The following is a 26,185-nucleotide window of genomic DNA, read 5'->3' as shown; positions in this document are numbered from 1 at the left end:
TTTATCTCTTTCTCCTTAGTCTGCGTAAATATCTTCAAATGCTGATTCTAGTGGCGGGAATGGGCTTTCTTCTGCAAATTTAACAGAAGCTTCTACTGCTTCCTTGACTTGTGCTTGAATTTCTTCCAATTCTTCTGCACTTGCAATATTGTTTTCAATGAGGTATTTGCGAAGGTTTTCGATTGGGTCTTTTTGTTTCCACAATTCCACTTCTTCACGAGTACGATATTTACCAGGGTCAGATGATGAGTGACCAAGCCAGCGATAGGTTACACTTTCGATCAAGACTGGGCCATTGCCACCACGAACATGATCTACAGCTTTCTTAAATCCTTCATAGACATCGATGACATTGTTTCCATCTTCGATAAACATTCCAGGAATTCCATATGCCGCACTACGTTGATGGATATGCTCCACATTGGTCATTTTCTTGATATCCGCAGAGATACCGTAACCGTTGTTAATGCAGTAGAAAATAACAGGAAGTTTCCAAATAGAAGCCATGTTCACTGCTTCGTGGAAAACACCTTCGTTGGTCGCGCCATCTCCAAAGAAGCAGACAACGATTTTACCAGTATGTTGCATTTGCTGACTGAGGGCCGCACCAACAGCGATTCCCATACCACCACCTACGATACCATTGGCACCAAGGTTACCCGCATCTAAGTCGGCGATGTGCATAGAACCACCTTTTCCTTTACAGGTTCCAGTGTATTTTCCAAGGATTTCAGCCATCATTCCGTTAAGGTCAATCCCCTTAGCAATAGCTTGCCCGTGTCCACGGTGATTTGAGGTAATCAGATCATCTGGATTAAGAGCCAGCATCGCTCCGACGTTAGCAGCTTCCTCTCCGACAGAAAAGTGAGTCATACCGGGAACTTTCCCCTTTTTCACTAACTGAGCGATTTTTAAGTCCATGCGACGGATTTCTTCCATCTTACGGAACATCTCTAGCAAAAGATTCTTATCTAAAGTTGACATAATCTTGCCTTTCTAACTTTGTACTTACCTTACTATTTTACCTTTTTTAGTATACACTGTCAAAGTATATGGCTATTAAAATTTCACAATATAAAAAAATAAATCCCTGTTAAAACAGGGATTCTCTCTAGTTAGAGCATTATTTCACAAAGTGCTTTTTCAGGATATTTTCCAAAAACTAGCTCAATCTTTTCATTACGGTTTTCAAACGCCATTGATACAAACAACCAGAAACAATCAAGCTGGCAATCAACCCAATCCAGTAAGCAAATGCCCCTAAATCAGTTACCTGATCTAGTAGATATCCTAGTGGTATCGCTACTCCCCAATACCCGATTAATCCAAGATAGAAAGGAACGATAGTATCCTTATACCCTCTTAAAATTCCTTGGAGCGGAGCCGCAAAGGTATCAGCTAGCTGGAAAAAGAGACTGTATGTCAGGAAAACAGCCGTGGTTTCAATGAAGTGAGGGTCATTTCCATATAGACTTGCTACACGATCTCTAAAAATGTAGAGAAAGGACAGGGTAAGACCTGCAAAAATAAGGGCAGTTATTCTCCCCAGACGAGCATAGGTTTTTGCATCCTCAAAACGTTTAGCCCCAACCTCGTAAGACACAACAATCGCCATAGCAGAGGAAATACTCATAGGAAAAGCATACATGAGACTCGAAAAATTCATAGCTGACTGGTGGCTAGCGATGATGAGCGATGAAAACTTAGACATGATCAAGCCAACCACAGAAAAGATAGCTACTTCAGCAAAGACGGTTCCCCCGATTGGTAGACCTAGCCGAACACCTTCCTTGATTTTATCTATATTGAGTGGAATCCGTTTTTCAAGATGTAACGCTTTTAATCTTTTTTGTTTGAACAAAACAAGCAGGGAAATGCCCAATAAAACCCAATAGGCTAGCGAAGTTCCTAGCCCTGCCCCTGCGCCACCAAGCTCTGGGAAACCGAAACCTCCATATATCAAGAGATAGTTAAAACTACTATTGAGCGGAAGTAATAGGAGCATGAGGTACATAGATAGCTTGGTCAATCCAAGAGAATCCAACAAAGAGCGAATGACACTGAACAGCAACAAGGGAATAATTCCAATAGACAGGTACCAAAGATAGGAAACTGCAACTGCCGCCACTTGAGCTTCTAGTCCGATGTTGGTTAAGACAGGTGGCGCTAAGAATACTACCATTCCAAGCAAGACCAAAGACAGTCCGAAAGCCAAGTAGATAAATTGGTAAAAATCAGATGCTACTTCTTCCTTTTTGCCCCGTCCCAGATGATGGCCTATGATGGGAACCATGGCCGAAACAATCCCTGTTAAAAAAGTAAAGAAAGGATTCCATAGACTCGTTGCGGTTGACACCCCCGCCAAGTCCATGGTATTGTACTGCCCAGTCATGGTTGTATCAACAAAAGAGGCAGAATAATTGGCAAATTGATAGATCAGAATAGGGAAAAATATCTTAAGAAATAAGACAAACTTGTCTTTAAATTGATGGGTTGGATACATATACGCTCTCTATTCTTATAGTTTCTAGAGCAGAATCCCATCTAGTTTTGGTAGACAATTTGTCCCTTGCAGATGGTATATTTAACCTGCCCTTTTAAAGTTTCACCGATAAATGGGGAATTAGCTGCTTTTGACGCAAAATGGGAGTCCACAAGGCGGTCAGCCTTAGCGTCAAAGATAGTGATATCCGCTGGACCATTCTCAGCCAAGTAACCTGCTTCAAAGTTGTAAAGCTTGGCTGGATTGACAGTCATTTTTTCTAGCAATTCCATCAAGCTCAACTCACCAGCTTCCACCAAATAAGTCAAACCAAGAGAAAGAGAGGTTTCCAAACCTGTCATACCAGATGGTGCTTTGGTGATATCTTCAACATTTTTCTCATCTGCATGGTGAGGCGCGTGGTCCGTTGCGATAACTGTGATAACACCTGACTTGAGACCTTCGATAACGGCACGACGGTCTGACTCCAAACGAAGTGGAGGATTCATTTTGGCATTGCTTCCTTGAGTTAAAAGAAGAGCTTCTGTCTTAGAGAAATGCTGTGGCGCTACTTCTGCTGTGACCTGCGCACCTAGTCCTTGAGCAAACTCCACCACCTTGACACTTTCTTCCTTAGACAAATGCTGAATGTGAACATGGGCCTTGGTTGCATAGGCAATCATAACATCGCGCGCAATCATAGCGTACTCAGCCACTCCTGTCGCTCCACAGATATGGAAATGTTCTTTAGCGATGTTTTCGTTAAAGCCAAGAATTCCATTCAAACCTGGATCTTCCTCATGAAGGCAGATAAAGGTATTGAGTTTTTTGGCTTCTACCATTGCTTCCTTAACCACTTTACTACTTTCAAGCGGAATTCCATCATCTGAAAAACCAACGGCTCCAGCTTCTAAAAGAGCCTTAAAGTCTGTCAAGTCTTGGCCATTAAAGTTCTTGGTAATAGTCGCAACTGTCTTGACGTTAATCTTTTCCTTGGCAGCAGACTGGAGAACTTCTTTCAAAGTCTCTACGTCCGAAATGGTTGGACTAGTATTAGCCATCATGACAACCGTTGTAAAACCACCTGCAGCAGCCGCTAGTGCCCCAGTATGGATGTCCTCCTTGTGGGTTTGACCAGGTTCACGGAAATGAACATGAATATCCACTAGTCCAGGCGCAACTACAAGACCAGTAGCATCAATTAGCTCTGCTCCTTCTTCCTTGATTTCGGGAGCAATCTTGACAATTTTCCCATCTTGCACTAAAACATCACACACTTGATCCAAACCAGACTTGGGATCCATTACACGACCATTTTTGATTAGTAGCATTTGCTTTCTCCTTTATTCATAAAAATCAACTTGGGTATCCAACAATTTATCCCCATCATAAACAAACTTGGCTGAGAAGAAGGGTTTATCCTCTAAGAGCCACTCAACAAAGGTGTGGTCACCTTCCCAAGTCGGCTTGCTCAAGACCTCATCATAGGGAACCCATTCTAAGGTCCCCTCATTGCAGTCAATCAAGTCACCCTCAAACTCTGTCACCTTAAACACATAAGTGTACCAGTCTAAATCAGGTGTGAACTCAGGAAAAGTGATAACGCCTTTTAGCACTGGCTTGGCTTTGAGCCCTGTTTCTTCGAGGATTTCACGTGCGGCACATTCCTGAGGCGTCTCTCCTCGCTCTAGCTTACCACCCACACCAATCCATTTACCAGCATGGACATCATTGGGCTTTTTATTGCGATGGAGCATGAGTAGTTCTTTTCCGTTATCAATGTAGCAAATCGTCGCTAACTGAGGCATAATTTCTCCTTATCTAAGCCAATCTATTGGCACTTGTCCTGTCTCTTTTAAGAATGCATTAGCTTTGGAAAAAGGTTTGGAACCCCAAAATCCTCTGTAAACAGATAAAGGACTAGGATGGGCTGATTCGATAATTAAGTGGTGAGGATTGGTAACCAAGGCCTTCTTCTTGCGTGCATAAGCACCCCAGAGTACAAAGACTATCGGTCTGTCTAGATTATTGACAACCCGAATCACAGCATCTGTAAAAGGCTCCCATATCTGCCCAGCATGACCATTGGCCTGCCCAGCAGGAACAGTCAAGCAAGCATTGAGAAGTAAGACTCCCTGCTCAGCCCAAGACGTCAAATCATGTGATTTCTTAACGCCGATATCATCTGACAATTCTTTTAAAATGTTTTGCAAGGACGGCGGAGCTGGGATAGCATCTGGAACCGAAAAACTCAAGCCCTGCGCCTGACCTGGCCCGTGATAGGGGTCTTGCCCTAGAATCACCACCTTAACCTCTTCAAGCGGTGTAGTTAATAGAGCCTGAAAAACCTTTTCCTTAGGTGGATAAACAATTCCCTGAGCATAGACTTGCTCCATAAACTGATTGATTTTCCCGAAATACCCCTCGGGTAATTGCTCCTTAATCAAAGCATGCCAAGATGAGTGTTGCATCTTTTTCTCCTTTATCGTATCCATCTAAAAGCCCGTCTTAATTCATCCGTACCATTCTCAAAAAAGCATAGACCGTGTGCAAGTATAATCTTATCAGGTTTCCAGTTTAACATACGGGAAAAGGAAACCTTTGCTTCCCCTTGTCTTCCTAAAAAAGTCATCCGATAATCGATAGGAGTTTGTCCATCAGGAGCTGTTACACGGGCTAAACGATAGATTTTTCTTCGGATTGGACTAGCTATCTTTTCTGGTTCAAAATTCTCTATAAGGTCCGTTACAATGAGTGTTTTAGTCGATTTATGAAAAAACACCACTTCTTCAATCACAGAACTTCCCTTAAAAATAAGTTGATCAATCTCATCAGACCATAGGTCAGGAGCCTTATCTGTTAAGGGAGCATCGAATACCACCTTGACATTCTGACTTTTCGCTCTCTCTTCAACTCCTGGACTAGACCATGTTTGCGCATGAGGATATCTTTTTTTCCAATCTGCAATATAGGCGTAGTGAATCTTATTTGGTGAAATCAGGTAAGCGACTCTTCCCAAAGCATCCAGTTCAGTAAAGAGCTCCTCGTTTGGCGCGATTGGAGAATGAATCCAGAGTTTGCCATCCTTTAACTTAACCACCGTCATACGTGTCTGAAAAGGAAGTTTGAAGATCTTCATGTCCATTTGAATCAAATCACCATCTACTATCCAGATATTCTGATCAACTTCTTTTAGTGTATACAATGGTTCATAAAGAGAAAGTTCTGGCCTTGACATCGTTAACTATTCCTTCGTTTTTACTGCCTCTATTATAGCAAAAAGTGGCTATCTAAACCACTTTTTACAGTTCTTATATATACTGTTATTGACCCTATTATTTGACATTAGTATTGACAGTATCAATCAGCCATTAAAAACTTTTCAATTGTATCAATAGCATAGGAAAGTTGATTATTTACAGACATCATCCGTTCAAGATTAGCGTCCATATAGTAGAGTTCAGATAAACCACCCCTAGGGAGAAAGAGTGAATAGTGGATATTCATCTTCTCTCGAGTGCTTAACTCTATATGATTGCTTATGACATACTTTAACTCTTTTAACGAATTTACTTGAGCAACCACACCTTTTAACTGATACTGCTCGATGAGGTTTAGTAAGTTATCAATCTCTTCAATGACTTTAATTTCCATATCAACACCTCTTAGGGAAATCACTACATAGCATCCAAACAATCCAGCAATTCTTGGTAAGAATGAACTTCATAAGTCGGCTGGGCTTGTGTGTGATTTTCGAGGTGATGTGGGTTGTACCAGATGGTATCTATGCCAGCATTATTGCCACCTTGAATATCAGCTGTTAGGGAATCTCCAATCATCAGCGTCTTTTCTTTGCTAAATCCAGCAATCTGATGACCGATTTTTTCATAGAATAGTGCATCAGGTTTTTGTGTTTGCAACTGCTCAGAGATAAAGACATGGTTGAAATAGGGAGCAAGACCCGATTGAGCCAAACGACCTGTCTGAATGGCAGTTATTCCATTTGTCGCAGCATACAAGTCATAATCACGTTCGATGAGGCTGTCCAAGAGTTCATGAGCGCCCGAAAGAGTTTGTCCCTGTTGGGCTAAGTAAAATTGATAACGCTGAGCAAGTAAAGTACCGTCTTTCTCCAGTCCAAAATGAGCAAATAAACGAGAAAAGCGCATGTTAACCAGTTCTTGTTTACTGATTTTCTTTTGCTCCAAGTCCTTCCAGAGAGCCTTGTTCATAGGAACGTAATAGTCTTTATAGGCTTGAATGTTCGCAACTCCTTCTTCCTTTAGAAGTTGCGTCAAAGCCACATCCTCAGCAGCATCAAAATCAAGCAAGGTGTGGTCAAGATCGAAGAGTAGAAATTTGTAGGGCATTGAGTTTCCTTTCTGAAAATCCATTAAGAACATTATAGCATAAATGAACCTTTGATTTATTGAGTTTCAAATACTTTTTACACTCACATTTTGACCGTGCTCAAGTGCAAATCTAAAACTAGTCAGCAAAACTTCGAATAAATCTTTTCCGGAACTCGTTATGAAATAATGTGATAAATTTGTTATATGCTCTGCGATATTATTTCCCCAAGGAGGAGTGAGTGACAAATCTTCAAAATCCCATATAACATCCTGAGGGAGAAATTTTTTCAACTCCTCTTGGATAGATACCAACTCAGCTATTCCTCTTTCAACAGATTCAAAAGGAACATCTCCCCAGTAAAGCTTATTCATTATTACTGGGTATCTACTTCCCCACTCATTATTCTCTAAGCGAACATAAATAGTCGAAAAGAATGAATTAAAAAGACTCCCTTCTCCTATAGTCCACCAATTATAACCAACCATTAACCCTACAGACATAGATATTCTCCTACTCATTTTTAATATTATTTAACGTCAACTAAAGTTTTATATTGATAGTATCTAAAACATACATTCATTCCCCCTACCCCAACTCCTTGGCTATTCTGCTTTTTTCAAGTTTTCCCTTGGTAATTCGTTTCCATAAAACAAGAGGGTTCAAACTATAAGATAGGCGTAGGAGGAAATAATTAACCCATTCGATAAGGGCAAAAAGCTGTATCAACGTGGCTAAGATAGTCACTAGGACACTCTGTGCATTCCAGACAATAAAAGGAAAGCCTGAAATAAGTAAAACGAGGTCTAGTATTCTGAGCACACCATATAGTTTAGGGACATTTTCACTTCCGAACTGAGGTTTCGAGAGTCTTCTAATCAAAATCGCCCAATAGATTGAACCTTGAAGCAAAATAAATGTCAGTAAAGACAACGGATGAAGAATAGAGATCAAACCATTCCAATCACCAAGCCTATTTTTCAAAAGGAAAAAACAAAACCAAATAGATAGGACGGCTGTGAACTCTCCCAAACAGAGGGACATCAACTCTTTTCTAACTTTCTCTTTTTGTATGTTCATCATCTCACCCATCTATCTATCATCCTATATCAGAAAAAAGCCATTCGATCCATTTTCTAGTCAACATTTCTCAGAATCAAGTCATTCTAAGTATCGAACAGTATAATCACTTTAATATAAATTCAATTCTAAGTTTAGAATTGCATTTGTATATATTTTTTAGATCTATTCTAAGTCTATGACAGCTTTAAATTTTAATTTTTGAAGGATTCTAAAGCTAGAAGAGCTCAAAAATCACGAGAACTAAGCTATTCGAAGCTTAGAAGAAGATTTTCCAACCTTCATAAACTCTTCAATTAACGTTTCTTACAATTTTTCTGATGAGCTTTGAGTTTTTTCAGAGCCCAATCATAGTGACTGGAAGTGGCACTCACAAAGTAGGAGCCTAGACTTGTCCCACCCGTCCACTTATAGACACCTTTGGTAAAGAGTTGGTCATTGCTGAAGCCTTCCATCAACTCTAAAACCTCTCCATGCGATTGATTGAGGAGCTTGGTCGCTTCTTCTAAGGTCGTTTTCTGGTGCTTCTTCCAAATAGCGACATTCATTTCCCCATAAGTTTTCCAATTATAAGGTTCAGGGAGAAAAGGTCTTTCATGTCCCTTTTGATTAGAATGTACCCAGGTCAAAAGTAACTGATGCCATTCATAGAGATGGATCAGAACATCTCTTAGATTTTTATCTCTTTTCCAGTGAGCTTCTTTTTTCTTTTGATCTTTTGAAAAATCAAAAGGAGTCTGTAGTTCCTCTTCACTTAATTTAGATATAAAGTGATTGAGCTTTTCATAGTTTTCCTTAGAGGCTAGCACTAGCTCCTCTTTTGTTTTTGGTCTAGGCATAGGCGTTCTCCCTTCATTTTCAAGTAGAATAAGATATTTCCTCACTTCATTATACCATAATCAAAAAGCAGTTCTTCATTTTACGAAAAACTGCTTTTACTAACTATTTTTTATGCTTATAGTCACTACTTTACATATAAATCTTTAAAGAGACCGTCCAATTCTGCTATCTGATAGAGCAAGTGGGACAGTTCTTGGTAATCTTCTTTTAAACATGAAAGGTGGGCTTGGCTAAATAGAGTAGCCAATTCTTCTTTTAATCTTGCCCCTTCTGGATTATGATCTTTTAAGAACTTACTGAGGTAGAGATTTCGAACAGCCGCAAGTTTGAAGCTGAAATACTGATGCAATTGTTTTTGTTCTGTATTTAAGCCGTTTTCAGCAACTGCTTTTGCATAACATTCCAAAACACCGTTTTGGCCATTCAAATATCGTTTCTTCATAATCCTTGCTGTTTCTTGATAGATTTCAGTCTGACTAGGACTCTTGACCTTCTTAAAATTTCCCCACATGGAGTAGGCTCCACGCTTATAGTCAATAGCCTCTGCCTTCCAGGCTTCTAGTATGTCATTAAAAGCAACCTTCATACAGGCAAAACCAGCTGGATCATGCAAATAAAGGTACTGCTCATCAATACCATACACGGTTACAAAATGATCCACACCATAAAGGATTGTGTGATTGGGGTTGTAGGTCAGATGGCCCATATCAAGAGGGCCCAGTACGACAGGTCCATTGAACAGAAAGGTTTCCAACTTTCTTTTAATCTCTTCCAAATCTACTTCTGCTCCATTCTTTAGATAGAAATCCTCATAGTCAAATCCAAGTATTTTTAAAGAATGAGAGATAGAAAGATCTGGCATACCATTATCAAAAAATACTAGAGGGTGTTGTTCATCTTCCTTTACGATACTAGCGCCATTGCCCATCACCATGATTGCCTCTAAAAACTCTGCTTTAAAGTCATAACCATAGGTATCCAGTGCCATAGCCAATGAATAGCTATAGCAAAGCGACACATCTCCAAAATACATCTGCATATTTATGCCTCCTTATCTTCTATGGGACTATTATACCGAGAAAACTATTCGCATGCCCCATAAAATCCAAACAAAAAATAGGGTATGTTTGATATACAGACATGAATTTCCACAATAAAAGACTCTGTAGAGGTTCTTTCTACAGAGTCAGATTTGCATCTTTATAAAAAATCAGAAAATGATTTAGTCCTTGATCACTGGTATCCAGAGTTCCATTTGATAGTCAAGTGAGGACATGTCTCCCTCGGTATAGACTTCAAAGTCTGGCGCTCCTGAGTGGCGATAGCCAGTTTCTGGGAAAAAAATCTCTAGAACATATTTCCAAGCATGATGGATGCTTTCTGGTATTGGGCCTTTGACTGGTACGATAGCATATTCAGCTTCTGCGATTTCTTTGATTGATAGACCCAGTTCTTCTGCTTTAGCTTTATCCGTCACATCATAGGAAGCCATATAGTTGATAATTTCGCCTTCTTTGACATCCGAGCAGACACCGAAGGATTGGCCACTGCCTAAACTTTCTAGGCTTTCCAAGCTGTGATGGGCATAGAGATGCTCCCAAGCAGACGGGCATTTGCTATTGTCAATAGCCTCCAATAGGACTCCTGCCACGGTAAAAGCAGGTTTCTTTTGAATCTTGATATCCATGTTCTTTCCTCCTGTGATTTTTAAGGATAATTGAAGTCTAGGAAAGATCCGATAAGGTTTTCCATTTCGAACTTCTGAGGGAGTTTCCCCGTGGAATTTCTTAAAGGCTGAACTGAAGGCATCCGCAGACTCATAGCCGTATTTCAGTGCTATATCAATGACTTTCTCAGTGGTTTCCCGCAAGTCTGTCACAGCTTCTGACAGCCTGCGATTGCGCAAATATTCTGCCAAGGTCATATCAGCCATGATGGAAAAGATTCTGCTAAAAAGAGGATAAGAATAGCCTGATAGCTGCTGAAATCTTTTCATATCCACTTCTCCAGTCAGCTGCTGCTCCAAATAATCCATTGTTTGATTGAATTGATGCATCATATTCGTTTCTTCTTACCTCCACAAGATACAAAAGTCCTTAAAAGCAATTTAAAATAGAAAAATTGACGCTAGAGCTTCTAGTCATAGAAATGTTCTCTTTTTCGAACAGCTTTTAGGCCGTGTTCAATTCTATCTATAGTCTATCAGATATCAGATACTTCCGCCCCAGAATTTTTGTACAAGATCTAAAGGTGTAAATTTCTATAACTTATCCTTTAATTTCTCAACAAAGAGATAGGCTGCAGGGCAGGTCAAGGTATTCTTAATCGTCAAATGATTAATTTGATGGATCTTTTTACGATCTGTATGGGGAAATTCTCGACAGGCCTTTGGACGAACATCATAGATAGAGCAGAGATTGTCTCCACCTAAAAAGGGGCAAGGCATGGATTTAAAAACCTTGTCACCGTCTTCGTCCACCTGGAGAAACTCTGCTTCAAAGGCTGGTAATTTCATCTTGAAATACTTGGCAATACGAGTAATATCTGCTTCCTTGAAGTCAGGTCCCAAGGTCTTACAACAGTTAGCACATGCAGTGCAATCGATCTCAGCAAAAACTTCTTCGTGAATTTGCTGGGCTATCTTATCTAAGTTTTTAGGAGGTTTTTTCTTTAGATTGGCTAAGACTTTTCGGTGCTCCTTTTGCTTTTGCAAGGCTAGTTGGTGGTAGTACTCAATATCAATTTCTTTAGACATAGTTTCTTTCTAATACAAGTGTTTTTGTCTATTATACCATAAGTTATTTTTCATTTTGAGTATTGCACTTAAAAAGCCCTTCGGATAAAATCCGAAGAGCTTACAACGTTGTTAAATCAACGATTATTTTTCAAGTTATCTATTAAAAATAATCATTAATCCTATCTTCAAACCAATTTCTTTTTCTAGCTCTAGATAACTCCATGTAAAGCGAAAATTCTCCTATTGTGAATGCACTATATAAGCAAATTATAAACCTCTCTAACCAGTTCAATTCTTTAATATACTGTTCAAAGCATAGATAACAATAACGTGCTTGTAACGGTTCTAAAGCTTTTGTACGTTCCTTATTATTATCGGCATATTTTTCATTTATTTCCTGATAAGTTTTTGAAAAATAAGGATCATGTTCAATTTCTTCATAAAATGTTGCCATTGCAAGATCAAAAGAACTAATATAATACCCCTCTATTAGTGCACGTCTAGCAAAAACAATTAATGCTATGAATGCAGCGATTAATGCGAGCACTCCTCCGACCATATCCCAAAATTCAGAGGCATAAAAATTTCCAGAGATTAGGTAATTAAAAGTGAAAAGAATAATCACAAACATTATTATCCACAATAAGCCTTTAGCCATAAAATCCGTTCCAAATGATCTTTGTTGCCATTTTTGTTTAATCTTCAAGTTTATCTCCTTATTTAGGTTTATTATATTAAATTTTATCATACATCACTCTAGATATCTACCGATTCATGGTATGCTCCAAAATTAGGTAATGGAATAATACTAAAATATAAATCTGAGTAAATCTCAAACCATTTATTCAGCTTGTTATAGGCTGGCTACTGACTAACAAATAATATACGCTGACAGGCTCCAGTCAAAAAAGCACTAAGGGAAAGTGACCCAAAGTGCTTATTTTATAGGCTTTACAGCCTCTAATCGCATAAAGAGATTATTTTTTTAGGTTGTAGAATGATTTCAATCCACGGTATTCAGCTACTTCACCAAGTTGGTCTTCGATACGAAGCAATTGGTTGTATTTAGCGATACGGTCTGTACGTGAAAGTGAACCAGTCTTGATTTGTCCTGCGTTTGTTGCAACTGCGATGTCAGCGATTGTTGAATCTTCAGTTTCACCTGAACGGTGTGATACAACGGCAGTGTAACCAGCTTCTTTCGCCATTTCGATAGCGTCGAAAGTTTCAGTAAGAGTACCGATTTGGTTAACTTTGATAAGGATTGAGTTAGCAGCACCTTCTGCAATACCTTTTTCAAGGTAAGAAGTGTTTGTTACGAAGAAGTCGTCACCAACCAATTGAACTTTACCACCAAGACGTTCAGTAAGAGCTTTCCAACCGTCCCAGTCGTTTTCGTCCATACCATCTTCGATAGTGATGATTGGGTATTTGTTTACCAATTCTTCAAGGTAGTCGATTTGTTCTGCAGCAGTACGTACAGCAGCTCCTTCACCTTCGAATTTAGTGTAGTCGTAAACTTTACGTTCTTTATCGTAGAATTCTGATGATGCACAGTCAAATCCGATAAATACGTCTTTACCAGGAACATATCCAGCAGCTTCGATCGCAGCAAGGATAGTTTCAACACCGTCTTCAGTTCCTTCGAAACGAGGAGCGAATCCACCTTCGTCACCTACGGCTGTTTCCAAACCACGAGATTTAAGGATTTTCTTAAGAGCGTGGAAGATTTCAGCACCCCAACGAAGAGCTTCTTTGAATGATGGTGCACCAGCAGGTACGATCATGAATTCTTGGAAAGCGATTGGAGCGTCAGAGTGAGAACCACCGTTGATGATGTTCATCATTGGAGTTGGAAGAACTTTAGTGTTGAATCCACCAAGGTAGCTGTAAAGTGGGATTTCAAGGTAGTCAGCAGCAGCACGAGCTACAGCGATAGACACACCAAGAATTGCGTTTGCACCCAATTTACCTTTGTTAGGAGTACCGTCAAGTGCGATCATAGCACGGTCGATAGCTTGTTGGTCACGTACATCGTAGCCGATGATTGCTTCAGCAATAATGTTGTTTACGTTGTCAACAGCTTTTTGTGTACCAAGACCACCGTAACGAGATTTGTCACCGTCGCGAAGTTCAACTGCTTCGTGTTCACCAGTAGAAGCTCCTGATGGAACCATACCACGTCCGAAAGCACCTGATTCAGTATAAACTTCTACTTCAAGTGTTGGGTTACCGCGTGAGTCTAGGACTTCGCGAGCGTAAACATCAGTAATAATTGACATTTTTTACTCTCCTTTGAGTTAAATTTTTTACACCTCTATGATACCTTAAAAATAAGCGTTTTTCAAGAAAAAACGTTATCTTTGTGCAAATTTTCCTTAACTTTATAAAGTAATCGCTTTCTTTTGTCTGTTTTCTTGCGATTTTTGTGATATACTGTTTTTATGACAGATTTATCAAAACAACTACTAGAAAAAGCTCATGGTGGGCCCAAATTAAACCCTGACGAACAACGCCGCTATCTCGGGACTTTCGAGGAAAGAGTTCTTGGCTACGCGGATATCAGTACTGCCAATAGTTCTGAATTAGAACATGGATTTTTCTCTATTTTAGAAAGCTTTCAAGAAAAGGTAGAGATACTTTTTGTGAAAATCTCACCAAGTATCGAGTTTGACAAACAGGTCTTTTACTTAAAACAAGCAAAGGAAAGCAACTGCCAGGCGACTATTGTTTCAGACGATCATATCACCTCTCCTTTTGGCCTTGTCATTCACACGAATGAACCTGTTCAAGTAGACGAAAAGGACATCAGACTTGCTTTCTCAAGCTTCTGGGAAGAGAAAAAGGCAGAGTCACCTAAAAAATCCATCTGGAAAAAATGGTTTGGTTAATCCTTCCTCAAATTTAATAAACGGCCAATATTAGTAGATGTGTGCTCCAAATAGAGACTCGCATTTTTCAAACTGTCTTCCAAAGGTTCACTTTTCTCTAAAATAGAAAAGACAGCTTGTATATTTTCGAATGGTAGGGGAGGCAAATCCTCAGCAAGACTACCACAAATAGCAATAACAGGAACTCCGCTAGGGGTTCTTTTTGCTAAACCAATAGGAGCTTTTCCAGCAAAGCTTTGACTGTCCAGTCTGCCCTCTCCAACAATAACCAAGTCGGCATCTGAAACTTTCTTGTCAAAGTCTATCAAATCCAAGCAAGTATCAATCCCAGATACGATACAGGCCTTAGCAAAGGTACAGAGCCCAGCAGCAATGCCACCGCCGGCTCCTGCTCCTTTAAGAGACAGGGTGGAAGGTGAGAATTTTTCATAGAAACGCTGTATAGCCAGATCTACTGTTTCAAATAAACTGGGTTCCAAGCCCTTTTGTTTGCCAAATGTATAGGTCGCTCCTTGATGACCACATAAGGGACTCTCCACATCTGCTAGAATGCGAATTTGCACATCATCAGGAATCCTATATAACTCACTGTCTGAAACTGACTCGAACTCAAACAAAGTCTGACCGCAAGCAGGCAATTCTTTTCCATTCTTATCATAAAAACGATAACCCAAACCAGCAGAAATGCCTATCCCACCGTCATTACTAGCCGTACCACCAACTCCGATATAGATTTCTTTCATCCCTTGATCAACGAGATGGCGAATCAACTCTCCAAGACCGCGAGTTTGAATGTGAAGGGGATTTCGTTTCTCCCTCGAAATCTTCCCAAGACCAACCAAGTCAGCAACTTCAAAGAGCGCTATTTGGCCTTTTTGAAAGTAGCGCATTGATTCTTTTAGCCCAAAAGGCCCCGTCATCTCTTGCCATTTTTCTTCGAGTTCAAGAGAATGGCGAATAGCATCTACAGTTCCTTCCCCACCATCACCAACAGGACAGAGCAGACATTCTACATCCGCTATTGACCTTTCAAAACCTTTTTTTATAGCTTGAGCGACCTCTTCTGCTGTCAAACTTTCTTTAAAAGAATCAGGTGCAATTACAATTTTCATAGTTCCCTCTCATTCTAAGAAATTAATCAAAGGTAGAACTTCTAAAAGATCCCTCGTATCTACATGACAAGCTATCTCAGATTTTACGATTTCTTTTGCACAAAAGGCTATACCGTGACCTACTGACTTTAACATCAAGAGGTCATTGGCACCATCACCGATGGCAATCGTTCTTTCTTTGGAAAGTCCTAATTCCTTTATCCAAATCTCAAGCGTAGCTTGTTTTACTTGACCTGTCACAATTTCACCAACTAATTTTCCAGTTAAAAAGCCGTCTTTGACTTCCAACTGGTTAGCAGAGAAATAGGAGATGCCAAGGGATTTTGCTAATCTCTCAACTATTGGTGTAAATCCACCGGACACTAGACCAACTAGCATGCCCTTGTTTTGAAGTATGGAGATAAATTCTTGAGCATTCTTGGACAGATGAATGGATTTGAAGACAGTATCAAAGACCGAAACCGGAAGACCTTTTAACAAAGCCACTCTTGCTCGTAAGCTTGTTTCAAAATCCAGTTCACCTCGCATTGTCTGGCTTGTAATCTGCGAAATTTCGGCTTCGCAACCTGCTTCTCTTCCTAAAAGATCAATCACTTCTTCTGCTATCAGGGTGCCTTCAACGTCCATGACACACAAGCCTTTTACTCGAGACATAAGCTTTCCTTTCTAAACAGCCCAAAAATCGTATGAAAGAATCATACGATTTTATCTATTAGTTGACTAAACTATGGTACAAGTCTAGGTAAGATTTACAGGCTGTATCCCATGAGAAATCGCATTCCATAGCTTGTTTTTGTAGATTTCTCCAAACGTCCGGCTGGTAGTTATAAACATCCAAGGCTGTTTGGAAACTCCAGTTAAGCCAGTATGGTGTTAAATTGTCAAAGCTAAATCCAGTACCAGTTCCTTCGATCGGATTGAAGGATTGAACCGTATCACGCAAACCACCAACCTCATGAACCAATGGTAGAGTTCCATAGCGCATTGCCATCATTTGAGATAAGCCACATGGTTCAAAACGACTCGGCATGAGGAAGAGATCACAAGCTGCGTAGATTTCTTGAGCGAGCTTGACGTCAAAAGTGATATTTGCTGATAGCTTGTCTGGATAGACTTGCGCAAACCAGGAGAAGGAATGTTCAAAAGTAGGATCCCCTGTCCCTAAAAGAACGATTTGAACGTCTTCTTGTAAGAAACGATGCAAGCTTTCTACCACAACATCAAAACCTTTTTGGCGTGTCAATCGAGAGACAATCCCAACTAGAGGAACATCTGCTCGCACTGGTAACCCAACTCGCTCTTGTAATTTTGCTTTGTTTTGAGCTTTTCCAGACAAATCTTCCTTATCAAAATGATAGTCTAAAAGTGGGTCTGTTTGAGGATTATAAAGATCTGCGTCAATACCATTGACAATCCCTGAAACCTTACCTGACTCCATGCGAAGAATCTGGTCCAAACCGCAACCAAACTGACTGGTCATAATCTCGTGCGCATAGCTAGGAGAAACGGTTGAGACACGATCTGCGTAGAGAATCCCTGCTTTCATCCAGTTGAGACAATCATTCCACCGAAGGGTGCCATCAGCATAGCGTTCAAACCCAACACCGAACAAATCCCACAACATTCCTTCAGAAAATTGACCTTGAAATTCCAAATTATGAATAGTTAAAACTGTTCTGATTCCTTGATATGCCTGAATCCAATGGTACTTTTCTTTTAACAAGAAGGGAATCATGGCTGTGTGGTAGTCGTGGACATGGAGAAGGTCAGGGATAAAGCCGATGCGTTCCATGGTTTCAAGAGCAGCCAGTTGGAAAAAGGCAAAGCGTTCGCCATCGTCAAAATCACCGTACACATGACCACGGAAGAAATAATACTGATTATCAATGAAGTAGAAAGTAACGCCATTCAAGACCGTTTTCTTAATACCACAGTACTGTCTACGCCATCCTACACTAACTTCAAAATGGAGAACATCCTCTATCTGGTCTCCAAACTTAGCTTCTACCATATCATAGTAAGGCAAGAAAACTGCAACTTCGTGCCCCGCTTTTACAAGTGATTTGGGAAGTGCGCCAATGACATCGCCCAAACCACCTGTTTTTGAAAAGGGGGCTCCTTCTGCCGCTACAAATAAAATTTTCATGAATAAATGTCCTCTGTTACTGTTTCACCCTTCTTCACTACAACTGGATGTTCTGCTGTTCCTCGAATGACAACACCGTCCGCAACTTCAACACCTTTGTCTAGGATGGCATATTCAACTTGAGCACCTTGACCAATCACAACTCGAGGGAATAAAATGCTGTCTTTCACCACACTATCTTTATGAACATAAATGTTACGAGATAGGACTGACTGAACTACTTCACCCTCAATGATACTACCAGAAGCAAACTGAGAACTTCTTACTTTTGAAGTATTCGCATAGTAGGTTGGTTCTTCATTCTTAACTTTTGTATAAATCTTTTGATTTGGTGAGAAAAGAGAGTAGAATTTTTTAGATTCAAGCATATCGATGTTTGCTTGATAATAGGACTGAACAGAATGAATGTTCGCTAAGTAGCCTGTGTATTCGTAAGCAAAAGCTCCTTCTTTTGCAGCTAAATCACGAAGAACATAGCGTAACTTTTCAGGATATTCTTTCTGAGCCTCTTCTTCAAGTCGTTCAATCAACCAAGGAGTATCCACAACAAAGATATCTGTAGACATGTTGAAGAGTTCATCCGTAGATTTGTTATCAAAGAGTTTGTGCGAACGAACATGGTCTGTTTCATCAATTTCCAAGATAGCATTCACATCTGAAATGTCTTTCTTCGGAAGTTTCTTATATACAACTGTGATCGGACCTTTCGTTGTATTGTGTAGGTGGAAGACTTGATTCAAGTCAATATTCACCAGCACATCGCAGTTAATCGAAACGGTTTGGTTTGAACCTGAACGTTTCAAGTAGGTAAGAAGCTGTTGGTAATACTCTTTTCCAACCGTACTGCTTTCAACACGAGTATTGTAAATTCCTAGATAGTAGTGACTTAGAAGGGTGGACAAGCCCCACTCACGACCTGAACGGATATGGTCGAATACAGAGCTGATATTATCTTGTTGGAAAATACCAAAGATACTACGAACACCTGCATTTGCGAGACTGGAAAGGGGGAAGTCAATCAAACGGTATTTCCCTCCGAAAGGTAAGCTAGCTACCGGACGGTGTTCTGTTAACGTTGACATATCATGAAAACCAACTGTGTTTCCTAAAATGGCTGAATATTTATCAATCTTCATCTGTTGCTACCCCCACTACTTCATTGTATCCTACTACTTGTACTTCGTCAGTTCCGTCAATCTCTACGCCGTCAGCAATAATGGCACCTTCACCAATAATAGCACGAGTAATCTTTGCTCCATGGCCAATAATAGCCCCACTCATGATGACAGAATCAACGACCTCGGCTCCTTCACGAACCTGTGCTTCTGTTGAAAGAATCGAACGTTTTACAGTTCCATCTACAAAACAGCCATCCACGACCAATGAATCTTCAACGTGTGCATGTGCTCCAAAGTAGTTGGGTGGTGAGATCAAGTTTCTTGAGTAAATTTTCCACTGACGATTACGGCTATCCAAGGCATTTTCTGGTGAAATATACTCCATATTGGCTTCCCAAAGTGACTCAATCGTACCAACGTCTTTCCAGTAGCCATTAAATTCATAAGCATAGACACTTTCACCAGACTCGAGATAGTTAGGGATAACGTTCTTCCCAAAGTCTGACATATCCACATTGCTCTTTTCAGCAGCAACAAGCATATTGCGAAGTCGTTTCCAGTCAAAAATGTAAATCCCCATAGAAGCCTTTGTAGACTTAGGTTGAGCAGGTTTTTCTTCGAATTCAACGATACGGTTATTGGCATCTGTATTCATGATACCAAAACGGCTAGCTTCTTTGAGAGGTACGTCTAGGACAGCTACTGTCAAACTGGCATTGTTATCCTTATGGGACTGAAGCATATCATCGTAATCCATCTTGTAGATGTGGTCACCAGAAAGAATCAAAACATACTCAGGATTAACACTGTCGATGTAGTCAATGTTTTGGTAGATAGCGTGACTAGTCCCTTCAAACCAACGGTTTCCTTCGCTGGCTGAATAAGGTTGTAAAATAGAAACGCCTGAACTGATACCATCCAATCCCCAGCTCGAACCATTTCCGATATGGTTATTCAAAGCGAGAGGTTGGTATTGCGTAATCACACCAACATTATGGATTCCAGAGTTTGCGCAGTTGGAAAGAGCAAAGTCAATGATACGGTAGCGCCCACCAAATTGCACTGCCGGTTTGGCAATGCTTTGAGTGAGTTTTCCGAGACGTGTTCCTTGCCCACCCGCAAGGATCAAAGCTAGCATTTCATTCTTCATTTTCTACTCCTTTATAAAGACATGTGAACGTTAAAATCGAAAGAAGGTCGGAAGTCAAACTTTTTATAAAAATAATAGGAAATCCATTTCTCTTGTGTTTCAAGTCCAATACAAGTACATCCGTTTTTAAAATCTAAAAAATTTTAATCAACAGCCCATTATTCTTTTTTCTTAGCTGGTTTCAAACGACGCTTGATCTTCCAGATGCTTGCTCCCATGGCAGGCAGGGTAAAGGTCAAAGTCTGCTCATAATCTTTCCATAAGCCTTCTTGAGTCTGAACTGTTTGATTGTGCTCTTTCCACACACCTCCCCATTCTTCTAGTTCTGTATTCCAAACTTCTTCGTAAATACCTGCAACAGGTAAACCAATCGTAAAGTCCTTACGTTCAACTGGTGCCATATTAAAGACACAGACTAATACTTCGTCCTTCTTGCCCTTACGAATAAAGGAAAGGACACTCTGATCTCTATTATCAGCATCGATAATCTCGATACCATCATAACTAGTATCAATTTCCCAAAGACAGCGATGGTCTTTATAGAATTGATTCAGTTGTGAAGTGAAATGCTTCATCTTAGCATTCATCGGATCTTCTAGATTAGACCATTCCAACTGCTCCTCAGACTTCCATTCTAGGAATTGCCCGTACTCACTACCCATGAACAAGAGTTTCTTACCTGGATGACAAATTTGATAGGTGTAGAGATTACGCAGACCAGCGAACTGATTGTAGCGATCTCCCCACATCTTATGCATCATACTCTTCTTACCATGAACTACCTCATCATGTGAGAAAGGTAAGAGATAGTTTTCATTGAAGACATACATAAAGCTGAAGGTCACAAGATTAAAGTCATACTTACGATAAATCGGATCTTCCTCGTAGAAACGGAGAATATCATTCATCCAGCCCATATTCCATTTATAGTCAAATCCAAGGCCGCCCATTTCTTTCATACCAGTAATCTTTGTCGCTGATGAACTTTCTTCTGCAATCATCATGATATCTGGATGAGCTAACTTAACAACTGTATTCAAACGTTGAAGGAAATAATAACCCTCGTAATTAAGGTTTCCACCGTCTTTGTTTGGAGTCCAAGGTGCATTATCATAATCTAGATACAGCATATTGCTCACTGCATCGACCCGAATACCATCTAAGTGGTAAAAATCAATCCAAAATTTAATACTTGAAATCAAGAAAGACTGGACCTCATTTTTCCCGAGGTCAAAATTCAGCGCACCCCAACCGTAGTTATGAGCCTTGTTGTGATCTTGGTATTCAAAAGTTGGTGTGCCGTCATAATATGCTAATGCATCATCATTAATAGTGAAATGACCTGGAACCCAGTCTACAATAACACCAATATTATTTATATGACACTCTTCAACGAAATCTTGGAACTCCTCAGGTCTGCCATAGGAATGTTCAAAAGCAAAGTACCCCATAAGCTGATAGCCCCAACTCAATCCAAGTGGATGAGCCATTAAAGGCATGAACTCAATATGTGTATAGTTCATCTCAACCAAGTATGGAATCAACTCGTCCTTCAGTTGCGAAAAAGTATAGGGACTACCATCTGGATTTCTCTTCCAAGATCCTGCATGGGCTTCGTATATATTAACTGGTCTCTCGAAAAATCCCAAACGTTTGCGACGTGCTAGCCAAAGACCATCTTTCCATTTCTTTTCACGGATATTGGTCAGAACTGCTCCTGTACCCGGTCTAGCTTCAAAATAAACTGCCAACGGATCAATCTTCATAATCTGGTGACCATTTGCACGCGTGATATGATATTTATAAATCTGACCTTCCTGAGCCTGACTGGTAAAGACTTCCCAAACACCTACTTCATTACGAACCATAGGAATCTGATTCTCAACCCAATTAGTAAAATCACCAACTAGATGAACTGCTTGTGCATTTGGAGCCCAAACCCTAAAAGTATAGCCTATTTCTCCGTTTTTCTCCTCTCTATGCGCTCCTAAATAATGCTGGAGGTGAAAGTTCTCACCTGTAGTAAAGGTTCTTAATGCTTCTTGATTATTCATTCAATCCCCTTTCTTTTGTAAGCGTTTTCTATAATTCTATTATACACTCTTTTAAGATAACTTTCAAGTAATTTACGAAGGAAATCATATTTTTTTATGAAAGCCTTCAAAAAATTACCTAGCATTTTAAAAAAGATATCCTGAAAATAGAATACGAAACAATTTCCATATATTTTTTTATTATAATACCAGAATATTCGTTTTTTATCAATTTTAAACTGTATTTTTTGAAAAAAATAAAATCAGGAAGTTTATTTCCTGATTTTATAAATTATTTCACATCAAAAACAATGGATTTTACATTTGTCATCGCTTCGATACTATATTTAATTCCTTGCACTCCTGCACCAGACCCTTTTACACCAAGAAATGGGAAATTATCTGGCCCACGTTGTGTTTTATTATTAATATGAACGGTTCCCACTTCAAGTTTTTCAGCGATTTCAAATGCCTTTTTAAAGTCATTTGTAAAGACAGAAGATTGAAGACCGAATTCTGATTCATTAGCAATTTCTAGCGCTTCGTTGGCATCTGCAACTCGGATAATTGGGAGAACAGGTCCAAATGGTTCTTCCCAGGCTAATTTCATATCTCTTGTGACATAATCAAATAGTCCTGGCCAAATGAGATTATTCTCACGTTTGATTGGGCTGAGCGCTTTAGCACCCTTTTCTTGAGCGTCTTCAATCAATCCCCAGATGAAATCAGCTGAAGCATTATCAATAACTGGCGTGATATCTGCATTGTCAAATGGATCCCCCACTGTTAGCTTAGCAACTTCAGCTTGGAGCAATTCAGCCAATCTGTCTGCTACGCTTTCCACAACCAAAACACGTTTGATAGCGGTACAACGCTGACCAGAGTAGCTAAAGGCACCACCTACGATCTGCTTAGCTGCATTTTCTAAATCTGCATCTTCTAAGACAATTGCTGCATCTTTCCCACCAAGCTCCAGCATAATCGGGCGCATACCAGCCAAACGACCGATACGCTCACCAATAGGTGTTGAACCTGTAAAGTTAATGAAGTTCACTTCCTTGTGTTCAATGATGTAGTCCCCTATCTCAGAACCACGTCCAGTGATGGTGTTAAAGACACCTGCTGGGATTCCGGCTTCGTCAAATGCTTTAGCCAGCAAGAGACCAGAAATAGATCCTTGTGTTGGTGGTTTAAACATAACGACATTTCCTGCAATCAAGGCCGGAGCAATCTTAGATCCAGAAAGGTTGACTGGGTAGTTAAATGGCGCGATAGCTAACACAACTCCAACTGGCTCACGACGAACAACGGCTAGTTTATTTTTACTTGCAGCTTCAAAACCGCCACCCTCCATTGCTTGTCCAGTGATACGGAGACCTTCCTCGGCAGCAAAACGAATCAATTCTGCTGTACGTACTACTTCTCCAATGGCTGCTTTAATCCCTTTTGCAACCTCCTTAGCAAGAATGGTACCAATTTTTTCTTTATCACGTTCCAAAATGTCTGCTGTCTTATGCAAATAAGCTGCACGCTCAACCGGTGCTAAATCACGCCATGCTGGGAGAGCTGTACGCGCTGCTTTCATAGCCTCATCTACTTCAGCCTGACTCATAGCTGGTACTGTCCCCAACTTTTCTTGATTAATGGGAGAATAGATGGCAATTTCATTCTCTGATGATTTCCATTTTCCATTCACTAAATTCTGATAATTTGTCAAATTCTCTTCCTCCTGAAAATGATTAAACCTTATTTTATCAAATTTTCAGAAAATTACAACCCCTTTTTTGGAAAATATTGATATTTTTTTCACAAACTTGATTCTTCAAATTATTTGAAATTTATTCCTATTAGATATTGGTTTTTCAATAAAAATAAAAAAAGGTCTAGAATTAACTAAACCTTTTTGTAGTATTTACTATGAAAGTACCTTCAAGACTGCAACGCTGATATCATCAATCACATTAGACTCTTGAGAACGACTATTGGACACAAGCATTTCAAGATTTCCTGCATTTTCAAAGTAGAAGGAAGTTCCCTTGGCATTGAATACCACCAATAAGTGCTCTGTTCCACCGTGAATTTCGTAAACAATCCACCCACTATTTTCAGCAGCTGTATGGACGAAGACATGACGATAAACTTCTTCGTATGTAGGATAAGAGAAAGCACGTGTTTGTGTTTTTAGGCGAATAATCTGGCGAATAAAGTCAATGCTTTCTTGTCTCTCATTGATTAAATCCCAGTTGACCTGGTTGACCCTATCTGGAGCATTGTAACTATTCATGGCCCGTTCTCTATCTGCCGCAGTTAGCTCGCCATTTTCTCCTGTAGCAAGGAGTTTGGTGCGTCCAAATTCTTGACCCAGCTCTATAAAGGACATCCCTTGCATAAGAATGCTCATGGCTGTTGCTGTCTCAACCTGTCGCATAATCTTATCTGAACTGTGATCTGGATGAAGGGTTACTAACAAATCATGCAAGTTGTAATTATCATGGGCTTCCACATAGTTAAGAACTTGATTTGGACTAAGATATGAGCCCAACTCTCGGCTACCAAGAATAGCTTTGGCTACAATCGGTTCTGTAGCTGCACCGCTAACAAATCCAGCCTTGATTGAACCATAAACTTCTCCTCCTTTGATGGCATCACGCTGATCATCATTAAAGAATCCAATATTTGGCATCTGGTAGGCATTGTCCTTCTTGGCCTTGTCATAAGGTGCAAGACCGGTCCCCATATCCCAACCTTCTCCATAAGTGATAATACGAGGATCAACTTCATCAAGTGCCCAACGAATCGCCTGCATGGTTTTGACATCGTGAATTCCCATCAAGTCAAAACGGAAACCGTCAATATTGTATTCTTTCACCCAATAAAGGAGTGAGTCAATCATATACTTGCGGTACATTTCGTGTTCGCTTGCGGTTTCATTTCCAACACCTGTTCCGTTTTGAAAGGTTCCATCTGGATTCATACGATAGTAATAATCAGGAACAGTTGTTTGGAAAGGTGCATCGACCGTTGAAAAGGTATGGTTGTAAACGACATCCATAATGACACCGATTCCTGCATCATGATAAGCCTGAATCATGGTCTTGAGGTCTCGAATAACCTGTCCAGAATCATCTGGATTACTAGAGAAACTTGGTTCTGGCGCATTGTAGTTTTGAGGGTCATAACCCCAGTTATAGGTTACATTTCCATCCTCGTCATATTCCTTATGGCGATCAAAGATTGGTTGGAGCTGAACATAATTACAGCCGAGTTCTTTGATATAGTCAAAGGCTGTTGCTTGACCATGCTGGTTAACCGTTCCAGTCTGGGCAGCCCCAAGGAAGGTACCTCGAAGGTTTTCTGAAACTCCAGATGTCGGTGATTTTGTAAAATCACGAATGTGCATCTCACAGATAACGGCTTTACATGGGTTTTCCAAACGCCAAGGAGCGTCTGTCCCATGTTTGACTTTAAATCCTTCTACTTGTCTATCTTGCTGAGAGAGAATTACGGAACGTTTCCCGTCAGGGCTTGTAGCGATAGTGTATGGGTCTCGTGTCAGGGTCTGGTGGTGCGGAAACTCAATCTGATACTGATAAGCTTTACCTGCAAGATTTTCATCTAGGTCTACACTCCAAACACCAATGGTATTGTACTTATGACTGTATGAATAGCTATTCCCTCGCTTTAGATTAAAGGTTTTCCAAATAGGCGCGTCGTTACTTGTATTTTCATAAACGACTACTTGGACTGCTGTAGCTGTTGGAGCCCAGAGTTTAAAGCTTGTCTGGTAGTCTGAGATACTATAACCCAACTCTCCTTGGTATCCCCAATGATGATCAAAACTTTCACTGTGAAAGGCTTTATCAAAAGCAAACGGGTTTCGATTTTTATAGTAAGGACTTGCAATGGCTGGATTTTCTGAATAATAAACCGTCTCATCACCATCTAAGATCCAAACCTCAGTCAACAGTGGGTAATAGTTAAACCGTAGGAGATAATCTTTTGTCTTTCCATCTATTTCGACAGAAAAAGTCAAAGTATCAAGCCTTTCTGCACTTGTGACTGTAAAGGAGAATTTTGCTCCAAAATAATCATTTTCACAATACAAATTTTCTTTAACATCTGCCTGTTTTCTACTGAATGAACAAGCATCATAATCCCCATTCTTTCGGTGAAAATGGATGACTACTGGGTATCTATACATTTTTTTCCTAATTTCTAATTTCAATTTAAATTTTTTATGTGGTGC

At 40.0% G+C, this 26,185-nt stretch carries 25 protein-coding genes; 1 reads left to right on the top strand and 24 read right to left on the bottom strand.

The annotated features are described in order from the left end of the window. Positions 1 to 15: 15 nt before the first annotated feature. The 16 genes from MK395_RS03380 to eno form a co-directional block, all read right to left on the bottom strand. A complete protein-coding gene (locus MK395_RS03380) occupies positions 16 to 984 on the bottom strand; it encodes a thiamine pyrophosphate-dependent dehydrogenase E1 component subunit alpha (RefSeq protein ID WP_000105349.1) in 969 nt (322 codons plus the stop codon). 178 nt (positions 985 to 1,162) lie between these two features. Then, positions 1,163 to 2,503, bottom strand: coding sequence for an MATE family efflux transporter (locus tag MK395_RS03375; protein ID WP_268711270.1), 1,341 nt, complete (start codon positions 2,501 to 2,503; stop codon positions 1,163 to 1,165). Between the two features lie 41 nt (positions 2,504 to 2,544). Further along, complete coding sequence (locus tag MK395_RS03370) at positions 2,545 to 3,813, bottom strand: dihydroorotase (protein WP_044020770.1); 1,269 nt, start codon at positions 3,811 to 3,813, stop codon at positions 2,545 to 2,547. 12 nt (positions 3,814 to 3,825) lie between these two features. Next, positions 3,826 to 4,290: an NUDIX hydrolase gene (locus tag MK395_RS03365; protein WP_001135756.1), complete on the bottom strand. Its 465-nt coding sequence runs from the start codon at positions 4,288 to 4,290 to the stop codon at positions 3,826 to 3,828. Positions 4,291 to 4,299: 9 nt separating this feature from the next. After that, complete coding sequence (locus MK395_RS03360) at positions 4,300 to 4,953, bottom strand: uracil-DNA glycosylase (protein WP_268711269.1); 654 nt, start codon at positions 4,951 to 4,953, stop codon at positions 4,300 to 4,302. Between the two features lie 11 nt (positions 4,954 to 4,964). Further along, complete coding sequence (locus MK395_RS03355; RefSeq protein ID WP_268711268.1) at positions 4,965 to 5,720, bottom strand: DUF4336 domain-containing protein; 756 nt, start codon at positions 5,718 to 5,720, stop codon at positions 4,965 to 4,967. 122 nt (positions 5,721 to 5,842) lie between these two features. Further along, complete coding sequence (locus MK395_RS03350; RefSeq protein ID WP_268711267.1) at positions 5,843 to 6,136, bottom strand: hypothetical protein; 294 nt, start codon at positions 6,134 to 6,136, stop codon at positions 5,843 to 5,845. Between the two features lie 23 nt (positions 6,137 to 6,159). Then, positions 6,160 to 6,852 (bottom strand): pyrimidine 5'-nucleotidase PynA, encoded by a 693-nt coding sequence (gene pynA, locus MK395_RS03345; RefSeq protein WP_268711266.1) that lies wholly within the window; start codon positions 6,850 to 6,852, stop codon positions 6,160 to 6,162. A gap of 66 nt (positions 6,853 to 6,918) precedes the next feature. Beyond that, a complete protein-coding gene (locus tag MK395_RS03340) occupies positions 6,919 to 7,335 on the bottom strand; it encodes an immunity 70 family protein (protein WP_000110625.1) in 417 nt (138 codons plus the stop codon). 85 nt (positions 7,336 to 7,420) lie between these two features. Then, positions 7,421 to 7,924: a hypothetical protein gene (locus MK395_RS03335; RefSeq protein ID WP_000504319.1), complete on the bottom strand. Its 504-nt coding sequence runs from the start codon at positions 7,922 to 7,924 to the stop codon at positions 7,421 to 7,423. A 284-nt stretch (positions 7,925 to 8,208) separates the two neighbouring features. Continuing rightward, positions 8,209 to 8,751: a ClbS/DfsB family four-helix bundle protein gene (locus MK395_RS03330; RefSeq protein WP_001137895.1), complete on the bottom strand. Its 543-nt coding sequence runs from the start codon at positions 8,749 to 8,751 to the stop codon at positions 8,209 to 8,211. 125 nt (positions 8,752 to 8,876) lie between these two features. Next, entirely contained in the window at positions 8,877 to 9,791 is a 915-nt protein-coding gene (locus MK395_RS03325) for a peptidase (RefSeq protein ID WP_216732750.1), read from the bottom strand. A gap of 183 nt (positions 9,792 to 9,974) precedes the next feature. Then, positions 9,975 to 10,811: an AraC family transcriptional regulator gene (locus MK395_RS03320; protein ID WP_268711265.1), complete on the bottom strand. Its 837-nt coding sequence runs from the start codon at positions 10,809 to 10,811 to the stop codon at positions 9,975 to 9,977. A gap of 201 nt (positions 10,812 to 11,012) precedes the next feature. After that, the gene (locus MK395_RS03315) at positions 11,013 to 11,507 is read right to left on the bottom strand and encodes a YkgJ family cysteine cluster protein (protein ID WP_000031471.1); all 495 of its coding nucleotides are present in this window, start codon (positions 11,505 to 11,507) and stop codon (positions 11,013 to 11,015) included. A gap of 142 nt (positions 11,508 to 11,649) precedes the next feature. After that, positions 11,650 to 12,195, bottom strand: a complete 546-nt coding sequence (locus MK395_RS03310; RefSeq protein ID WP_268711264.1) for a hypothetical protein — start codon at positions 12,193 to 12,195, stop codon at positions 11,650 to 11,652. Between the two features lie 271 nt (positions 12,196 to 12,466). Continuing rightward, positions 12,467 to 13,771, bottom strand: coding sequence for a surface-displayed alpha-enolase (eno, locus tag MK395_RS03305; protein ID WP_000022821.1), 1,305 nt, complete (start codon positions 13,769 to 13,771; stop codon positions 12,467 to 12,469). Between the two features lie 162 nt (positions 13,772 to 13,933). Here eno and MK395_RS03300 point away from each other — a divergent pair, with 162 nt between their 5' ends. Further along, positions 13,934 to 14,380: a DUF1694 domain-containing protein gene (locus MK395_RS03300; RefSeq protein ID WP_268711263.1), complete on the top strand. Its 447-nt coding sequence runs from the start codon at positions 13,934 to 13,936 to the stop codon at positions 14,378 to 14,380. Here the strand turns inward: MK395_RS03300 and MK395_RS03295 are convergent. The 8 genes from MK395_RS03295 to pulA all read right to left on the bottom strand — a co-directional run bounded on the left by MK395_RS03295 (position 14,377) and on the right by pulA (position 26,140). Further along, on the bottom strand, positions 14,377 to 15,492 hold the full coding sequence (locus MK395_RS03295) for a glycerate kinase (protein WP_268711262.1): 1,116 nt from the start codon (positions 15,490 to 15,492) through the stop codon (positions 14,377 to 14,379). The genes MK395_RS03300 and MK395_RS03295 overlap by 4 nt on opposite strands. A gap of 9 nt (positions 15,493 to 15,501) precedes the next feature. Beyond that, complete coding sequence (gene serB, locus MK395_RS03290) at positions 15,502 to 16,146, bottom strand: phosphoserine phosphatase SerB (protein WP_268711261.1); 645 nt, start codon at positions 16,144 to 16,146, stop codon at positions 15,502 to 15,504. Positions 16,147 to 16,204: 58 nt separating this feature from the next. Beyond that, positions 16,205 to 17,638, bottom strand: coding sequence for a glycogen synthase GlgA (gene glgA, locus MK395_RS03285; protein WP_268711260.1), 1,434 nt, complete (start codon positions 17,636 to 17,638; stop codon positions 16,205 to 16,207). After that, complete coding sequence (gene glgD / locus MK395_RS03280; RefSeq protein WP_000687046.1) at positions 17,635 to 18,774, bottom strand: glucose-1-phosphate adenylyltransferase subunit GlgD; 1,140 nt, start codon at positions 18,772 to 18,774, stop codon at positions 17,635 to 17,637. Before glgD ends, glgA begins: the two co-directional genes overlap by 4 nt. Beyond that, positions 18,764 to 19,906: a glucose-1-phosphate adenylyltransferase gene (locus tag MK395_RS03275; RefSeq protein ID WP_049536437.1), complete on the bottom strand. Its 1,143-nt coding sequence runs from the start codon at positions 19,904 to 19,906 to the stop codon at positions 18,764 to 18,766. Before MK395_RS03275 ends, glgD begins: the two co-directional genes overlap by 11 nt. 158 nt (positions 19,907 to 20,064) lie before the next feature. Beyond that, positions 20,065 to 21,960 (bottom strand): 1,4-alpha-glucan branching protein GlgB, encoded by a 1,896-nt coding sequence (glgB, locus tag MK395_RS03270; protein WP_268711259.1) that lies wholly within the window; start codon positions 21,958 to 21,960, stop codon positions 20,065 to 20,067. Between the two features lie 271 nt (positions 21,961 to 22,231). Then, the gene (locus tag MK395_RS03265; RefSeq protein ID WP_268711258.1) at positions 22,232 to 23,656 is read right to left on the bottom strand and encodes an NADP-dependent glyceraldehyde-3-phosphate dehydrogenase; all 1,425 of its coding nucleotides are present in this window, start codon (positions 23,654 to 23,656) and stop codon (positions 22,232 to 22,234) included. Positions 23,657 to 23,854: 198 nt separating this feature from the next. Further along, positions 23,855 to 26,140 (bottom strand): type I pullulanase, encoded by a 2,286-nt coding sequence (gene pulA, locus MK395_RS03260; RefSeq protein ID WP_268711257.1) that lies wholly within the window; start codon positions 26,138 to 26,140, stop codon positions 23,855 to 23,857. Positions 26,141 to 26,185 lie beyond the last annotated feature (45 nt).

This window comes from Streptococcus oralis (assembly GCF_026782085.1).
Classification (GTDB): domain Bacteria; phylum Bacillota; class Bacilli; order Lactobacillales; family Streptococcaceae; genus Streptococcus; species Streptococcus oralis_DA.
This window is presented reverse-complemented; position numbering and strand designations above follow the sequence as displayed.

Coding starts and splice junctions, on each gene's coding strand:
- MK395_RS03370 (WP_044020770.1), bottom strand. CDS start 3,813: ATGCTACTAATCAAAAATGGTCGTGTAATGGATCCCAAGTCTGGTTTG.
- MK395_RS03300 (WP_268711263.1), top strand. CDS start 13,934: ATGACAGATTTATCAAAACAACTACTAGAAAAAGCTCATGGTGGGCCC.
- MK395_RS03350 (WP_268711267.1), bottom strand. CDS start 6,136: ATGGAAATTAAAGTCATTGAAGAGATTGATAACTTACTAAACCTCATC.
- pulA (WP_268711257.1), bottom strand. CDS start 26,140: ATGTATAGATACCCAGTAGTCATCCATTTTCACCGAAAGAATGGGGAT.
- MK395_RS03295 (WP_268711262.1), bottom strand. CDS start 15,492: ATGAAAATTGTAATTGCACCTGATTCTTTTAAAGAAAGTTTGACAGCA.
- MK395_RS03360 (WP_268711269.1), bottom strand. CDS start 4,953: ATGCAACACTCATCTTGGCATGCTTTGATTAAGGAGCAATTACCCGAG.
- MK395_RS03325 (WP_216732750.1), bottom strand. CDS start 9,791: ATGCAGATGTATTTTGGAGATGTGTCGCTTTGCTATAGCTATTCATTG.
- eno (WP_000022821.1), bottom strand. CDS start 13,771: ATGTCAATTATTACTGATGTTTACGCTCGCGAAGTCCTAGACTCACGC.
- MK395_RS03330 (WP_001137895.1), bottom strand. CDS start 8,751: ATGCCTAGACCAAAAACAAAAGAGGAGCTAGTGCTAGCCTCTAAGGAA.
- glgA (WP_268711260.1), bottom strand. CDS start 17,638: ATGAAAATTTTATTTGTAGCGGCAGAAGGAGCCCCCTTTTCAAAAACA.
- serB (WP_268711261.1), bottom strand. CDS start 16,146: ATGTCTCGAGTAAAAGGCTTGTGTGTCATGGACGTTGAAGGCACCCTG.
- MK395_RS03335 (WP_000504319.1), bottom strand. CDS start 7,924: ATGGGTGAGATGATGAACATACAAAAAGAGAAAGTTAGAAAAGAGTTG.
- MK395_RS03355 (WP_268711268.1), bottom strand. CDS start 5,720: ATGTCAAGGCCAGAACTTTCTCTTTATGAACCATTGTATACACTAAAA.
- pynA (WP_268711266.1), bottom strand. CDS start 6,852: ATGCCCTACAAATTTCTACTCTTCGATCTTGACCACACCTTGCTTGAT.
- MK395_RS03320 (WP_268711265.1), bottom strand. CDS start 10,811: ATGATGCATCAATTCAATCAAACAATGGATTATTTGGAGCAGCAGCTG.
- glgB (WP_268711259.1), bottom strand. CDS start 21,960: ATGAATAATCAAGAAGCATTAAGAACCTTTACTACAGGTGAGAACTTT.
- MK395_RS03315 (WP_000031471.1), bottom strand. CDS start 11,507: ATGTCTAAAGAAATTGATATTGAGTACTACCACCAACTAGCCTTGCAA.
- MK395_RS03375 (WP_268711270.1), bottom strand. CDS start 2,503: ATGTATCCAACCCATCAATTTAAAGACAAGTTTGTCTTATTTCTTAAG.
- MK395_RS03380 (WP_000105349.1), bottom strand. CDS start 984: ATGTCAACTTTAGATAAGAATCTTTTGCTAGAGATGTTCCGTAAGATG.
- MK395_RS03365 (WP_001135756.1), bottom strand. CDS start 4,290: ATGCCTCAGTTAGCGACGATTTGCTACATTGATAACGGAAAAGAACTA.
- glgD (WP_000687046.1), bottom strand. CDS start 18,774: ATGAAGATTGATAAATATTCAGCCATTTTAGGAAACACAGTTGGTTTT.
- MK395_RS03340 (WP_000110625.1), bottom strand. CDS start 7,335: ATGTCTGTAGGGTTAATGGTTGGTTATAATTGGTGGACTATAGGAGAA.
- MK395_RS03275 (WP_049536437.1), bottom strand. CDS start 19,906: ATGAAGAATGAAATGCTAGCTTTGATCCTTGCGGGTGGGCAAGGAACA.